The sequence below is a fragment of the Roseomonas gilardii genome (assembly GCF_001941945.1).
GTDB lineage: Bacteria > Pseudomonadota > Alphaproteobacteria > Acetobacterales > Acetobacteraceae > Roseomonas.
Map to the genome: position 1 here is coordinate 4,005,476 of NZ_CP015583.1, position 14,423 is coordinate 4,019,898.

Here is a 14,423-nt window from a genome sequence, read left to right on the forward strand (position 1 = left end):
TCGTCGCCGACAGATCCGAAGAATCGGTGAACGGCGGGGACCGGCGGTGCTGGGGACGTGCAGGGGAGATCCGCATTCCCCCGGATCGCCCAGGGGCTCGTTAACGTTCCAGCAACCGCAAGATGTATTTTTGAGACTACGCTCAGGAATTGATCCGATGGTACTGCCGGTACCAGTCCACGAAGCGCCCCAGCCCCTCCTCCAGCGGCGTGCGCGGCGCGAAGCCCACGGCCGCCTTCAGCGCCGAGACATCGGCCCAGGTACGCTCCACGTCGCCCGGCTGCATCGGCACCGGGCGGCGCAGCGCCGTGCGGCCGGTGTGCCGCTCCAGGATGTCGATCATCTCGCCCACCGGGACGGGCGTGTGGTTGCCGATGTTGAAGACGCGGTGCGGTGCCTCGGGCACCGGGCGGCCGGGCTCGCCGGGGGCGGCGGGTGGCTGCGGCAGCAGGCGGGCGATGGCCTCCACCACCTCGTCCACATAGGTGAAGTCGCGCCACACCTGCCCGTGGTTGAAGACCCTGATCTCCCGGTTCTCGTAGAGCGCCTGGGTGAAGCCCCAATAGGCCATGTCCGGCCGTCCCCAGGGGCCATAGACGGTGAAGAAGCGCAGCCCCGTCAGCGGCAGGGCGAAGAGATGCGCGTAGGAATGCGCCATCAGCTCGTTGGCCCGCTTGGTCGCGGCATAGAGCGAGGAGGGCCGGTCCACCGGATCGTCCTCGCGGAACGGCACCCGCGTGCTGGCGCCATAAACGGAGGAGGAGGAGGCATAGACGAGATGGCGCACCGGATGCGCCCGGGCCGCCTCCAGCACCTCCAGGAACCCGTCCAGGTTGGCCCGCCCATAGGCGCGCGGCGCCTGCAGCGAATAGCGGACCCCCGCCTGGGCAGCGAGATGCGCCACCATGTCGGGCGCGAAGCCCGACCAGTGCCGCGCCAGCAGGCCGGGCTCGGCAAGATCGGCCTCGGCGAAGCGGAAGCGCGGATGGTCGAGCATCGCCGTCAGACGCGCCCGCTTCAGCGCCGGGTCGTAATAGGGGTTCAGGTCGTCGAGGCCGAGGACCTCCGCCCCTTCCTCCAGCAGCCGGCGCGACAGATGCGCGCCGACAAAGCCCGCCGCCCCGGTAACGAGGATGCGCGCCCCGGCCAGGGTCCCGACCAGGGTCCCGGTCAGGGCGGGCGGCGCGCCCTCCCCGCTCACGCCGCCAGTTCCCGCAGGCGCTGGCCCTCGATCCAGCCCAGCCGCCCGGCGAGGTCGTCCTCCCGGCACAGCATCACCCGCACCAGCGCGGCGCCGAGGACGCGCTCGTCGCCCTCCGGATGGACGGGCGTGCTCTCGATATCGGCGCGCAGCAGGCCGCAGCCCTCCGGCATCGCCAGGCGCAGCGCGCAGCCACCCTGGGAACCGCCCTCCAGATGGAGGCTGCCGGAGGCGAGCTCCATGCCCTCCGCCTCGGCCCGCAGGCGCACCTCGCCGCCGCCGGGGGGCGCCACCAGCTCCACATACAGGCGCCAGGGCGCGGCCGGGCCCGGCGGCACCGGCAGGCGCAGCGTCGCCGCCCCACCTTTGGTCCAAACGCCCCAATCCTCCGGCATGTGCCAGTTCGGCCCGTCGCGGAGGACCTGCCGCACCGCCATGGCCGCGTCCGGCCGCATCTCGTCGCCCAGCACCATGCGATAGGGCTGGCCGGGTTGCAGCGTCAGCCTTTCCTCCAGCGGCGGCGTGGCACGGGTGGCCATGGCCCGGAGATGGCCGAAGGCCTCGTCGCGCAGATCTTCCCAGCGCCGCAGCCCGGCATGCTGGCGCACCGCCGCCTCGCGCTCCGCCAGGAAGGCGGGGTCGGCGATCAGGCGCTCCAGCTTCGCCGCCAGGTCCGGCTCGTGCTGCGGGGCGAAGTACACCGCCGCGGGGCCGCCGGCTTCCGGCAGGGCGGAATGCTCGGGGATCACGGGCACCTTGCCATGGGCGAGGCTCTCGGTGACCGGCAGGCCCCAGCCCTCGTGGAAGGAGTTGTACACGGTGAAGCGGCAGCCGGCGTAGAGCGCGGCCAGGGCAGCATCCGAGACGCCATGCAGCAGCACGACATGGCGCCGCAGCTCGGCGCTGTTGGCCAGCAGTTCCAGCGCCCCCTGGGCGTGCCAGCCGGGCTGGCCGACGCAGACGAGGCGCGGCACCCGGCCCGCGCCCAGGCGGCGGATCAGCGAGAGCCAGGCGCGGAAGACCAGGAGATGGTCCTTGCGGCTCTCGATCGTGCCGACGAAGAGGGCATAGGGCTGGCCGGGGCGGAAGCCGCGCAGCCCTTCCAGCGCCAGCGGGTCGGGCTCGGTGCCGTCCGACATCGGGTCGGCGTCGAGGCGCACCACCTCCATCGGCAGGTCCAGCCCCGGCAGCAGGCGGTCGAGCTGCGCCCGCCCGTCGCGCCGCGTGCATTCGGAATTGCACAGGAAGCCATGGGCATGCACGCCGACCGCGGCGAACCAGCGGGCATAGTCGCGCACCATCTGTTCCTGGCAGTGCTCCGGCACCACCAGCGGCACGCAGTCGTGCAGGAAGGGGATGTAGCGGATGCGCCGGTCGCGCTGCGCCGCGCGCAGGCCCCGGAAATAGTCCGGCAGGCCCCAGGAGTTGCCCAGGTTCACCAGCAGGCCGCCAAGGGGGAAGAGGTGGCGCGGCGCCTGGGCCAGGGCCTCGTCCACCCGTTCCAGCGCGGCGATCCAGGCGGGGTCGTCGGTCTCGGCGCCAGTGTGGGAGGCCTCGATCACCCCGCGCAGGGCGGCGGCGGGCACGGCGCGCCAGCAGGCCTCCCGCAGGTCATAGGAGACATAGGCGATGCGGGCCTCCGCCGGGTTGCCGCCGCGCAGTGTGGCACCGACGATGCCGCACTGGACGCGCTGGATGCCCGTGGGCGTGCGCTTGCCGCGGAAATAGTCGAGCAGGTCGGTGACGTCGAAGGCGACATCCAGCCCCGCCGCACCCTGGGCATCCGCGCGGGAGGAAGGCCGCGTCTCGGACGGCGCGTGCCACGCGCCATCACCGGAGAAATCGCCATCAACCACAGGTTGTGAGATGGCAGGGCGGCCCAGGCGGCGCAGCGTGGCGACGATCTGGCGCTGGATCTCCGGGTCGCGCGGGCTGAGGGATTCGGCCTCGCGGAAACTGTCGAGCGCCTCCTCCGGCAGATCCGCCGCCAGCAGGCAGAGGCCCCGTTGCAGCATCAGCGGCCAGGCATCCGGCTGGTGACGGATCACGCCCGCATAGGCTTCCGCCGCGGCCAGCCAGTCCCCCGCATCGCGCCTGGCATCCGCCTCCGCCAGAAGCGCCGCCGCCCCGTTCGCCCGATCGCCCGACATCCGGTTCTCCGCCCTTGTGGCACAACCTATGCGTATGGCGAGCCGCCCCTTCGCGCTAGGGGGAAGTGGCGCCGCAGCCTCCGGCGGGGCCGTGGCGCCCCCCGGTCAGGGCAGGGTGCCGTAGACCGCCTCCCGCACCTCGTTGCCGGCCGGGCCGCCATTCACACCGGTCTGCGTCATGACGACCGTGACGATGCGGTTGGCCGGGTCCACGAAGAAGCCGGTGCCGTAGATGCCGCCCCAGCCATAGGTGCCCAGGCCCTGCCTGGTCTTCGCCGCCGCCGGGTCGGTCAGCACGGAGAAGCCGTAGCCGAAGTCATAGCCCGCGCCGCGCAGGTTGATCGGATAGCCCCCGGTCTGCGGCTTCGCCATCTCCGCCACCGTTTCCGGCTTCAGGATCCGTACCCCGTCCAGTTCCCCGCCGTTCAGCAGCATGCGGGCGAAGCGGGCATAGTCGCCGATCGTGGCCGTCGCCCCCGCCCCGCCGGAGGGATAGGCGGTGGCGCTGAAGGCCCGCTCCGGGTCCGCCGTCCAGGTCCCGCCCGAGAGCGGATAGGGCACGGTCTGCGGGCTGGCCATCGGGCGCAGCACGCCCGCGGGGTCGGGATACATCGCCGTGACCATGCGCGGCCGGGCGGATTCCGGGACATGGAAGGCGAAGCTTTCGAGCTTCAGCGGCGCGGCGATGTTGCGGATGATGTACTGGTCGAGCGGCATCCCGCCCGCCCGCTCCACGATGGCGCCCAGCACGTCGGTGGAAAGGGAATAGCGCCAGCCGCTGCCCGGCTGGATCGCCAGCGGCGCCCGGGCGAGGCGGCTCATGTTGTCGCGCAGCGTCCGGTCCGGCGCGGCCAGCCCGTCATCCACGCCCAGGCGCCGGTATTCCTCCACCACGCCGGGGATGTTCAGGAAGGTGTAGCTGAAGCCCGAGGTGTGCCGCAGCAGGTCGCGCACCGTCGGCTGGCGCTGCGCGGGCACGGTGCGGCCCTCCCCCGCCACCACCCGCAACCGGCGGAACTCCGGCAGCCAGCGCCCGATGGGGTCGTCGAGCCCGATCTTTCCCTGCTCCACCAGTTGCATCGCCGCGACCGAGGTGAAGGGCTTTGTCATGCTGGCCAGGCGGAACAGGCTGTCGGGCCGCAGCGCCTCCCCGCCACCCGGGGTCCGCGTGCCGGCGCTGCCGCTGTAGAGCACCTCGCCATTGTCGCGCACCACCAGGGCGGCGATCGCGCCCACCTTGCCGCTTTCCACCTGCTGGCGCAGCGCCGTGTCGAGCGTGGCCTGCCGGGCCGGCGGCGCCGCGGTCTGGGGGGCGGCGCAGGCGAACAGCGCCAGGCTGGGCAGCAGGGCGAAGGCAAGGGCTCGCCGGCGCGGCAGGGGATGCCGTTGGGACATGGTTCCTCCGATTCTTCTCGTTCGCCCCCTTGGGGGGGCAGGGGGAGGATGGGCCGCGCGCCTTTCCCGGCACAAGGCCGGGGGAGGGTTTCATTCCCGAACCAACACGAAGCCGGCCGGCGCCCGACAGCCATGCGGCCGGTGGCGGCAACAGCCCCTTGCCCCCGTCCCGCCGCCCCGCTATAGGCCGCCCCTCTCCGCGCGTCCGGGCCGTGTTGGGCTGCCCGGCCGTGGAAGCGCGTCCCCACCGCATGGTGTGGTGCCTGCCTGGGCCGGATTTCCGGCGTGGGCTTCCGGGATGCGCCGGCCTGAACCACAGGAGGTCCGAAATGCCCAAGATGAAGACCAAGTCCGCGGTCAAGAAGCGGTTCAAGATCACGGCGACGGGCAAGGTGCTCGCCGGCCCGGGCAAGAAGCGCCACAACCTGTCCGCCCGTCCGCAGAAGGCCAAGCGCCAGAACCGCGGTACCCAGGTGCTGCGGCACCAGGACGGCCTGACGGTGAAGCAGTGGGCCCCCTACGGGCTGGATCGGTAAGGGAGCGCACAGATGGCTCGTGTCAAGCGCGGCGTCACCGCCCACGCCCGTCACAAGAAGGTCCTCAAGCTCGCCAAGGGCTATGTCGGCCGTTCCTCCACCGCCTACCGTCCCGCGCTCGAGCGGGTCGAGAAGGCGCTGCAGTACGCCTACCGCGACCGCCGCAACAAGAAGCGCGAGTTCCGCGGCCTGTGGATCCAGCGCATCAACGCGGCGTGCCGCGAGCACGGCGTCGTTTATTCCCGCTTCATCGCGGGGCTGAAGGCCTCCGGCATCGAGCTGGACCGCAAGGTCCTGGCGGCGATCGCCTATGAGGACGCGGCCGGCTTTGGCGCCCTGGTCGAGAAGGCCAAGGCGTCCCTGCCCGCGGCGTAAGCAGCCGCATACCGGGGACACCGGCCGGGCTCAGGCCCGCCGGCACCCCGATCCGGATTTTCGGCAGATGGGGCCGCCTTCGCCTCTCGGGACACCCCCGGGAGCGAGGCGGCCCTTTTTGCTTTGACCCGTTGCTTTGACCCATTGCTTTGACTGGGACCGGTTCGCGGCCATGGGCCGCCCGCCCGCCGCGGCCGGTTCCGCGAACAGCCATTCCCCCTCGGGAGATCGAGATGTCGGACGACCTCGCCGCGCTGCAATCGGAGACGGAGGCCGCCATCGCGGCGGCCGCCGACCTGCGCGCGCTGGATGCGGTGCGCGTGGGCGCGCTGGGCAAGAGCGGCCAGGTGACCGCGCTGCTGAAGGGGCTGGGCGCCGTGCCCGCCGAGGAGCGCAAGGCGCGCGGCGCCGCCGTCAACGCGGTGCGGCAGGCGGTCGAGCGCGCGCTCGAAGCCCGCAAATCCGTGCTGGAGGAAGCGGCGCTGGAGGCGAAGCTCGCCGCCGAGCGCCTCGACGTCTCGCTGCCGGCCCGCCCGCACCCGCCGGCCGGGGCGGAAAGCGGCGCGATCCACCCCATCGCCCGCACGGTGGAGGAGCTGACCGCGCTGTTCGGTGCCATGGGCTTCGCCGTGGCCGAGGGGCCGGACATCGAGAGCGACTGGTACAACTTCAACGCCCTGAACATCCCCGGCCACCATCCGGCGCGGCAGGACCAGGACACCTTCTACCTGCCCCCCGCCCATGGCGCGGGCTTCGAGACGGTGCTGCGCACGCATACCTCGCCGGTGCAGGCGCGGACCATGCTGTCGCAGGAACCGCCGATCCGCGTGATCGTGCCGGGCCGCACCTACCGCGCCGACCATGACGCCACGCACTCCCCGATGTTTCATCAGGTGGAGGGGCTGGTGATCGGGCGCGACATCACGCTGGGCCACCTCAAGGGCTGCCTGATCGACTTCCTGCGCGCCTTCTTCGGAATCGCCGAGCTGCCGGTGCGCTTCCGTGCCTCCTACTTCCCCTTCACCGAGCCCTCGATGGAGGTGGATATCGGCTGGGACCGCAAGACCGGCGAGCTGGGCCGGGGCTCCGACTGGCTGGAGATCCTGGGCTCCGGCATGGTGCATCCCAAGGTGCTCGCCAATTGCGGTATCGACCCGCGCCAGTGGCAGGGCTTCGCCTTCGGCATGGGGATCGAGCGCATCACCATGCTCAAGCACGGCATCGCCGACCTGCGCCCCTTCTACGAAAGCGATGTCCGCTGGCTGCGCCATTACGGCGCGCCGGTGCTCTCCCCCTATACCCTCCATGATGCGGGCTGACCGGCGATGAAGTTCACCCTGTCCTGGCTGCGCGACCACCTGGAGACCGAGGCTTCGGTCGAGCGGATCGCCACCACCCTCTCCGCCATCGGGCTGGAGGTGGAAAGCGTCGAGAACCGCGCCGACGCGCTGGCGCCCTTCCGCATCGGCTATGTGGTCGAGGCCGTGCAGCACCCGAATGCCGACCGGCTGCGCGCCTGCAAGGTCGATGTCGGGGACGGCACGATCCGTTCCGTGGTCTGCGGCGCGCCCAATGCCCGCACCGGCATGAAGGCAGTGGTGGCGCTGCCCGGCGCCTATGTGCCCGGCACCGGCATCACGCTGAAGGCGGGCGAGATCCGTGGCGTGAAGAGCGAGGCCATGATGTGTTCCGCGCGCGAGCTGGGGCTCGGCCAGGACCATGACGGCATCCTGGACCTGCCCGCCGACGCGCCGGTCGGCGAGGTCTATGCCAGGTGGCTCGGCATGGACGATCCGGTCTTCGACATCAGCGTCACGCCGAACCGGGGCGACGCGCTCTCCGTGCGCGGCGTGGCGCGCGACCTCGCCGCCGCGGGCCTCGGCACGCTGAAGCCCTGGAAGCCGGAGCCGGTGGCGGGGCGCTTCCCCTCGCCGCTGCGCTGGGCGATCGAGGATGCCGAGGGCTGCCCCTGGGTGCTCGGGCGCTCCGTGCGCGGCCTGCGCAACGGCCCCTCGCCGCAATGGCTGCAGGACCGGCTGACCGCCATCGGCCTGCGCCCGATCTCGGCGCTGGTGGACGTGACCAACTGGTTCACCTTCGACCTCGGCCGGCCGCTGCATGTCTTCGATGCGCGCAAGGTGGCGGGCGAGGTGCTGACCCTGCGCCGGGCGCGCGAGGGCGAGAGCTATCTCGCCCTGAACGGCAAGGAGATCGCCGTCACGCCGGAGGATCTCGTGATCACGGATGCGGAGGGGGTGGAGAGCCTCGCCGGCATCATGGGCGGCGAGCATTCCGGCTGCGACGCGGACACCACCGAGTGCTTCATCGAATGCGCGCTGTTCGACCCGGTGCGGGTCGCGCTCTCCGGCCGCCGCCACGGGCTGCATTCCGATGCCCGCGCCCGCTTCGAGCGCGGCGTGGACCCGGCCCTGCTGCCGGATGCGCTGGAGGCCGCGACGCGGCTGATCCAGGAGCTCTGCGGCGGCGAGGCGAGCGAGGTGGTCGCCGCCGGCGCCGAGCCGGCGTGGCGACGCGAGGCCAGCCTGCGCTTCGAGCGCATCCGGGGCCTCGGCAACTCCGCCATCACGGCGGATGAGGCCGTGGCCTCGCTGGAGCGGCTGGGCTTCGCCACGGTGGCGCGCGACGCGGAGAGCGTGACGGTCGCCGTCCCGTCCTGGCGCAACGACATCGCCTCCTCGGCCTCCGCCTATCGCGCGGGGGGCACCGATCTCGACCAGTTCGCCGCCCTGGCCCCGGAGCGCGCGGCGCTGGCCGCCGAGGGCGTGGAGCGGATCGAGGCCGAGTGCGACCTGCTGGAGGAGGTGCTTCGCCTGCCCGGGCTGGACGCCATCCCGGCGGTGTCGCTGCCCGTCTCCTCGCCCGTGCCGCTGCCCTCGCTGACCCCGGCGCAGTCGCGCGCCGTGCTGGCCCGCCGCGTGCTCGCCGCGCGCGGGGCGCTGGACTGCGTGAGCATGGGCTTCCTGGCGCATGAGGTGGCGACACTGTTCGGCGAGGCGCCGGAATCGCTGCGGCTGCTGAACCCGATCGCCTCCGACCTCGACCAGATGCGTCCGACCCCGGTGGCCAGCCTGCTGCTCGCCGCCGGGCGCAACGCGGCGCGGGGCTATCCGGACGTGGCGCTGAGCGAGGTGGGCGGTGCCTATCGCGACCCCTCGCCCGCCGGGCAGCTCGCCGTGGCCGCCGCGCTGCGTGCCGGTGCCACGCCGCGCCACTGGAGCGAGCCTTCCCGTCCGGTGGACGCGATGGATGCCAAGGGCGACGCGCTCGCCGTGCTCGGCACCCTGGGCGCGCCGCTGGCCGGGATCACGGTGACGGCGGATGCGCCGGGCTACTATCACCCCGGACGTTCCGGCGTGCTGCGCCAGGGGCCGAAGGTGGTGCTCGCCCAGTTCGGCGAGATCCACCCGAAGGTGCTGGCGGCGCTGGACATCGGCGGCCCCGTGGTGGCCTGCGAGGTCTTCCTCGACGCCATCCCCGAGCCCAAGCGGCGCAAGAAGTCCGCCCCCGCCCTCTCCGCCCTGCAGCCGGTGCGGCGCGACTTCGCCTTCCTGGTGGATGCCTCGGTCCCGGCCGAGAACGTGCTGCGCGCCGCGCGCGGCGCCGAGCGGAACCTGATCGCCGATGCCGCGATCTTCGACCGCTATGCGGGCGATAGGCTGCCGGAAGGCAAGGTCTCGCTGGCGGTCGAGGTAACCCTCCAGCCGCGCGACGCCTCCCTCACCGATGCCGAGATCGAGGCCGTGGCGGCCAAGGTTGTGGCGGCGGTGACCAAGGCCACCGGAGCCGTACTCCGGGGCTGAGGCGCCGCCGCGGCTTCAGCCCGCCGTGGGAGAGGCGCCGCCTCTCCCACACCCTCTCCGCCGGGGACCGAAGCCGGTCCCCGGACCCCGGGCTTGAGTTGGCACCTGTGGTGGCCGTCAGCCTGACGCCCGATCCCCGGGACGCAGGTGGATCAGCGGGGCTCCCGAGAAAGAAGATCACCACCTCCGCGCTGGCGGCATCCGTAGTCGCCGGAGAGTGTCGCTCTCCGGCGCGATCCGGCCACAGCAAAAGCCGACGAACCGGGTTCAGGACCCGCAGCGTCCTGGCGGATGGGAAGCCAAAGGGAAAGTTCTGGGGGTGAAGACGGAGCCTTTCCCCCAAGCGCAACGGCATCCATGGCGCAATGGCCGGAAAGCTCAGGCCGGCGCCGCATCCTCCCGGGCCGTAGTACGCCGCCGTGCCGGGGTACGGCCTGCGCCTGCCTTCCGGGGCCGTCCCTTGCCCGGGCCCGCGGCCTTCGCCCGGCCCGGCTTCTTTCCCTGCTGCCCGTCGATCCAGGCGGAGATGGCGGCGGCGCTCGCCTGCACCTCCTCCGGCAGGGCCACGCCGCGCTGTTCCGCCAGCTTCCGTGCGAAGCCGAGTTGCGCCGGGCTAGGTGCGCGGACGGTTCCTGCCTCGCCGCCCTCCCGGCGCGGCGCATGTTCGTCGAGGAAGGCGCGACAGGCCGTGGCGGAGCGTGTGTAGCCCTTGGGCGGTGTGATCCCCTTGCGCTTTGCCAGGCTGGCCACGAAGCGCGCCATGGCCGGCGTGGGCGCGCCCTTTCCGCCGCCTGCCGCGTCACCAATGGCCAGGAGCGGTGCCTCGCCGGCAGCCGCACGCTCGGTCAGGCGCGCGATGATCCGGCTGGCCTGGGCGCAGACGGCGTCGATGGCGCCCATCATCTCCTGCTGCCCGACCAGCACCTCGTCCAGCAGGCGTTCGAGCTGCGCCGTCACGCCAGGATCGACCAGAGCCGGATCGGCCTGCTCCAGCACGGCGAAGAGTTGCAGCCCGCGTTCGGTCGGCACGATGTGCTTGCCGTCGATGCGCAGGAAGTCCTGTGCCTTCAGCCCACGGATGATCTCGGCCCGCGTCGCCGGCGTGCCGATGCCCTTGGCCTCCTTCAGCCGGTCCTGCAGCGCCTCGTCCTCGACGAAGCGCCAGGCGTTCTGCATCGCCTCGATCAGCGTGCCCTCGTTGTAGCGCGGCGGCGGGCGCGTCTCCTTCGCCTCCACCTTCGCCTCGCTCAAGGTCGTTGCCTCGCCGTTGCGCAGAGCGGGGAGGAGCTGGGCGTCCTCGCCCTTCTCCTCGGCGGGCACCCATTCGGGGAAGGCGGCGCGCCAGCCCATCTCCAGCGGCTGCCGCCCCACGGCGCGGAAGACATGCAGGCTCCCGGGGCCCTTCACGTCGATCGTGGCGGTGGTCTGGCGGTAACGGAAATCCGGCATCATCGCCGCCAGATAGGCGCGCGCGATCACGTCGAAGAGCTTGCGCTCATCCGCCGAAAGGCGCGGCCAGGCCTCGCGCAGCCGCTCCACCGTGTTGACGTTGGGGATCACCGCATGGTGGCTCGCCCCGGCCAGCCCCTTGTCGTGGAAGGCCCCGCTGGCGCCGCGCCGGACCAGCGGCGGCTGCGGCACGGGAATGCCGCTCCAGGCGCGTCCTTCCTGCAACGCCGCCACGATGCGCGGCACGTCGGGGATCAGGCTTTCCGGCAGATAGCGCGTCTCGGCGCGGGGATAGGTGATGACCTTCTTGCCCTCGCCGTCATAGAGCTCCTGCGCCACCTCCAGCGTGCGCGCCGCCGACCAGCCGAAGCGCGAGCCGCAGAGGCGTTGCAGCGAGGGCAAGTCGTGCAGGCGCGGCGGCGATTGCCGCTTCTCCTCGACCTTTACCGCGAGCGGCCCCTGGAAGCCCTCGGCCAGGGCGGCGATGGCCTCGGCCTCCTCGCGCTTCAGGATGCGCTCCTTCGGCGCGTGGCGCATGCGCAGCCGCCCGGCCTCGACGGCGGCGGTCGCCACCACCTCGAAATAGCTCTGCGGCACGAAGTCGCGGATCTCGATCTCCCGCCGGCAGACGATGGCCAGCGTCGGCGTCTTCACCCGCCCCACGCCGATCACCGCCCGGGCGCCTTTCGCCAGCGTCACCGTAGCGGTGCGGGTGAGGGAGAGGTTGTAGATCTGGTCCGCCTGCCGCCGCGCCACCGCCGCCGCGTAAAGCCGCGCATGCTCCGCATTGGGCCGGGCATGGGCGAAGGCGTCGCGGATGGTCTGCGGGTCCTGCGCGGTGAACATCACCCGCATCACCGTGCCGCGATAGCCATAGTGCTCCAGGATCTCCTGCCCGATCAGCTGCCCCTCGCGGTCGCAGTCGGTGGCCAGCCAGACGCGCTTCGCGGAACGCAGGGCCGCGCGGATCGCCTGCAGCTTGGAGGCCTTGTTCCCGCCCGTGGCGGGGCGCGTGCCATAGAGCGACTCCGGCCGCAGCAGCACGGGGCTCCAGCGCTTCCAGGCCGGATTCGCCTCCTCGGGCTCCACAAGGTCGAAGAGATGCCCTTCCGCCGGCAGCACGGCGCCGTAACGTTGGCCCACCGCGGCGCGGATATCCTTGGCCTGGCTGGTCTTCTCGGCGATGACGATCTGCTCGGCCATGTTGCTTCGAGGAGAGATCCGGAACAAAACTGGAACCGGAATGCCAGAGCGGAAGCGACGGCGCCAGATTCAAATTTATCGCCACAGGGTCTATAGCCTTGCCATGACGTGATCGGCCGGGCGGCCGAACGGCCTTCCTGGCATGGTCCGGGGCCATCCCACCCGCCGAAGAAACCAAACCGAGAAGAGTCGTCCTTTGCAATTGACGCCCGAGCAAGCCGGGATCGCCCGGGCCTGCGGATGCCAGATCGTGCCTGCCACCGAGGAGCAGATCTGGCGCCTGCCGCGGGAACACCGGATCTTCCGCCTGGATGGCGCCGCCGTGGTGGTCCGCCGGCCCGATGGCTTCCTGGAAACCACCGGCACGCTGCGCCTGCTGCTGGAGCAGCACGCGCGTGCCCAGGATCTGGCCGAGGCGGCGCACGCCATGCCGCCCGCTCCGCCCCTTGACCCGCCCCCTGTCTCATCCGCTTCCGCGCCGCCGGTTCCCGGGCCGGAGTCGCCGCCTTCCCGGGCCGCCGGGCCGGAACGGGCGCCGCGGCGGGCGCCCCGGGGGGAATCCGGCGGCATGCGTCGTGACCTGCCGTTCGAGCCCCCCCGTCCCGAGCCCGGAGCTTCCGGGCCAGCGCCACGGTCCCGCTCGCGCCCGGCGCCCACCGAAGCCGCCGGGGGATTCCCCGGCGGGGAGGCGGGGACCGGAGATCCTGTGCCACAGCCAGGGCTGCGTGAGGCTCCGCCAGACGTTTCCCCGGATCGCCCTTCCGCCATGCCGGAGGCAGCGGCCGGAACTTCTGGGGAGCGCACCGGCAATTCCGCTGGAAACCCGCCTGGGGGCTTCGCCCGGCCGGTTCCAGCTACGGATGCCCCAGCCCCGGCGGCCACCCCCACGGCCGACAGTGAACGCGGGGAAGGGCCCCTGGAGCCGCGTCCTGAACCGGCCGTGCCGATCGCCGAGAGCGTGACGCCCGGCTATCTGATCTGCCTGGAGGACGGAAGGCAGGTGAAGATGCTCACGCGCCACCTCAAGGCCGCCTATGGAATGACCCCGGACCAGTACCGGGCCCGCTGGGGCCTGCCGCCCGATTACCCGATGGTCGCCCCCGATTCGGCCGAGCGTCGGGCCGCCGCCCGGATGCCGCGCGCCACCGGACGCGGCCGTGCCGGCGGGGTGGAGGAAGGGGCCGTGGAGGAATAGCGCGGGACGCGCCTCGCCGGCTCCGGGCGGGGCAGCGTCCTGATCGCCGGGGCTGGCGGGCCCCATGTTTCACGCTGTCACTCCGGCCATGAAGCCGCCGCGCCCGCCTCAGAGATTCCCTGGAGGTGCCCGAGACCTGCCTCCTGGCGGGTGTCCTCTTCCTTCTGCGCTCACCAGCCCAGAGGAGGCCCCATTGCGCAAGACGTTCCGTGCCAGCCTGCTGTTCTCCGCCCTGCTGCTCGGTTCCGCCGGCATGGCCATGGCCCAGGGGAATGTGCCAAGGGAAGTGCCGGGGGGAGTGCTGGGGGGAGTCCAGGGAGCGGCGCAGGAGCCGGCATCCGCCGCCGCCTCCGGGCCTGCCGTCACGGCCCCCGCACAGCCTCAGCCCGGATCGCAGCCCCGGGCGCATGCCGCCGTCGCCGGACATGCCGAGGCCCCGGGCCATAAGGCCGCCGGCACGGCCAACACCACGAAGGCGGAAGGCCATGCCGCCGCGACGAAGCACCTCCGTTCCGGTAAGGCCGGCTCTTCCTCCCATGCGGCGGAGCGGGCTCCGGAGGCCAGCGCCGGCAAGGCATCCGGGCAGGTCGCCCGCAGCCAGCCGGGCACCGGCCCCGCCACGGAGCCTCCCGCCACCCGCGTGAACTGAACCCCCGGGCCGGCGCCGCCATGGGAGGCCGCGCCGGCCCTTTTCCACCCACCTCTCCCGCAGAAGGATCGAAGACGTCCCATGCGCCAACTGCTCTACGCCGCCCTGCTGGCCCCGCTGCTTTCCGTGACCGCCCTCGCGGCCGGGACGGCGCAGGCGGCGCCCGTCCCGGTGTCCGTGGCGCCGGAGGCGCGGCCCGCCGGCCTTCTGCATCCGGCCCAGTACTACGCCCCGCCGCCGCCCCGCTGGCACAGGCCGCCGTCGCACCGCTGGCGTCCCCCGCCGCCGCCCCGGCACTGGCACCGTCCGCCCCCGCCGCCTCCGCACTGGCGCCGCCCGCCGCCGCCGCGCTACGGCTACGCGCCCCCGCCCCGGCACTACTGGCGCTGATCCACGGTTTCCCACCGGATGAAGGCCCCGGATGGGTCGCAGGCTGGGCATCCGGAAGC

The 14,423-nt window shown here is 72.5% G+C and carries 11 protein-coding genes; 7 read left to right on the forward strand and 4 right to left on the reverse strand.

Features of this window, described 5'->3' with window-relative positions:
- Positions 1-142: 142 nt before the first annotated feature.
- The 3 genes from RGI145_RS18140 to RGI145_RS18150 form a co-directional block, all read right to left on the reverse strand.
- Positions 143-1,201: an NAD-dependent epimerase/dehydratase family protein gene (locus RGI145_RS18140; protein WP_418314485.1), complete on the reverse strand. Its 1,059-nt coding sequence runs from the start codon at positions 1,199-1,201 to the stop codon at positions 143-145.
- Positions 1,198-3,351 (reverse strand): glycosyltransferase family 4 protein, encoded by a 2,154-nt coding sequence (locus tag RGI145_RS18145; protein ID WP_075799469.1) that lies wholly within the window; start codon positions 3,349-3,351, stop codon positions 1,198-1,200. Before RGI145_RS18145 ends, RGI145_RS18140 begins: the two co-directional genes overlap by 4 nt.
- A 105-nt stretch (positions 3,352-3,456) precedes the next feature.
- Positions 3,457-4,746 carry a serine hydrolase domain-containing protein gene (locus tag RGI145_RS18150; protein WP_075799470.1) on the reverse strand — a complete coding sequence of 430 codons (1,290 nt, stop codon included), beginning with the start codon at positions 4,744-4,746 and terminating at the stop codon, positions 3,457-3,459.
- Positions 4,747-5,075: 329 nt separating this feature from the next.
- Here RGI145_RS18150 and rpmI point away from each other — a divergent pair, with 329 nt between their 5' ends.
- From rpmI to pheT, 4 genes are all read left to right on the forward strand, one after another.
- Positions 5,076-5,282: a 50S ribosomal protein L35 gene (gene rpmI, locus RGI145_RS18155; RefSeq protein ID WP_019461132.1), complete on the forward strand. Its 207-nt coding sequence runs from the start codon at positions 5,076-5,078 to the stop codon at positions 5,280-5,282.
- A 12-nt stretch (positions 5,283-5,294) separates the two neighbouring features.
- On the forward strand, positions 5,295-5,657 hold the full coding sequence (gene rplT / locus RGI145_RS18160) for a 50S ribosomal protein L20 (protein WP_075799471.1): 363 nt from the start codon (positions 5,295-5,297) through the stop codon (positions 5,655-5,657).
- 233 nt (positions 5,658-5,890) lie between these two features.
- A complete protein-coding gene (gene pheS, locus RGI145_RS18165) occupies positions 5,891-6,976 on the forward strand; it encodes a phenylalanine--tRNA ligase subunit alpha (protein WP_075799472.1) in 1,086 nt (361 codons plus the stop codon).
- 6 nt (positions 6,977-6,982) lie between these two features.
- Positions 6,983-9,478, forward strand: a complete 2,496-nt coding sequence (gene pheT, locus RGI145_RS18170; protein ID WP_075799473.1) for a phenylalanine--tRNA ligase subunit beta — start codon at positions 6,983-6,985, stop codon at positions 9,476-9,478.
- A gap of 378 nt (positions 9,479-9,856) precedes the next feature.
- Here pheT and RGI145_RS18175 read toward each other — a convergent pair whose 3' ends face one another.
- Complete coding sequence (locus RGI145_RS18175) at positions 9,857-12,130, reverse strand: type IA DNA topoisomerase (protein ID WP_075799474.1); 2,274 nt, start codon at positions 12,128-12,130, stop codon at positions 9,857-9,859.
- Between the two features lie 940 nt (positions 12,131-13,070).
- On the opposite strand from RGI145_RS18175, the gene RGI145_RS25850 reads away from it, so the two are divergent.
- From RGI145_RS25850 to RGI145_RS18190, 3 genes are all read left to right on the forward strand, one after another.
- Positions 13,071-13,325 carry a MucR family transcriptional regulator gene (locus RGI145_RS25850; RefSeq protein WP_390889894.1) on the forward strand — a complete coding sequence of 85 codons (255 nt, stop codon included), beginning with the start codon at positions 13,071-13,073 and terminating at the stop codon, positions 13,323-13,325.
- A 193-nt stretch (positions 13,326-13,518) separates the two neighbouring features.
- The gene (locus RGI145_RS18185) at positions 13,519-13,974 is read left to right on the forward strand and encodes a hypothetical protein (RefSeq protein ID WP_075799476.1); all 456 of its coding nucleotides are present in this window, start codon (positions 13,519-13,521) and stop codon (positions 13,972-13,974) included.
- Between the two features lie 81 nt (positions 13,975-14,055).
- Positions 14,056-14,364 (forward strand): hypothetical protein, encoded by a 309-nt coding sequence (locus RGI145_RS18190; RefSeq protein WP_156878598.1) that lies wholly within the window; start codon positions 14,056-14,058, stop codon positions 14,362-14,364.
- The last annotated feature ends 59 nt before the right edge of the window (positions 14,365-14,423 follow it).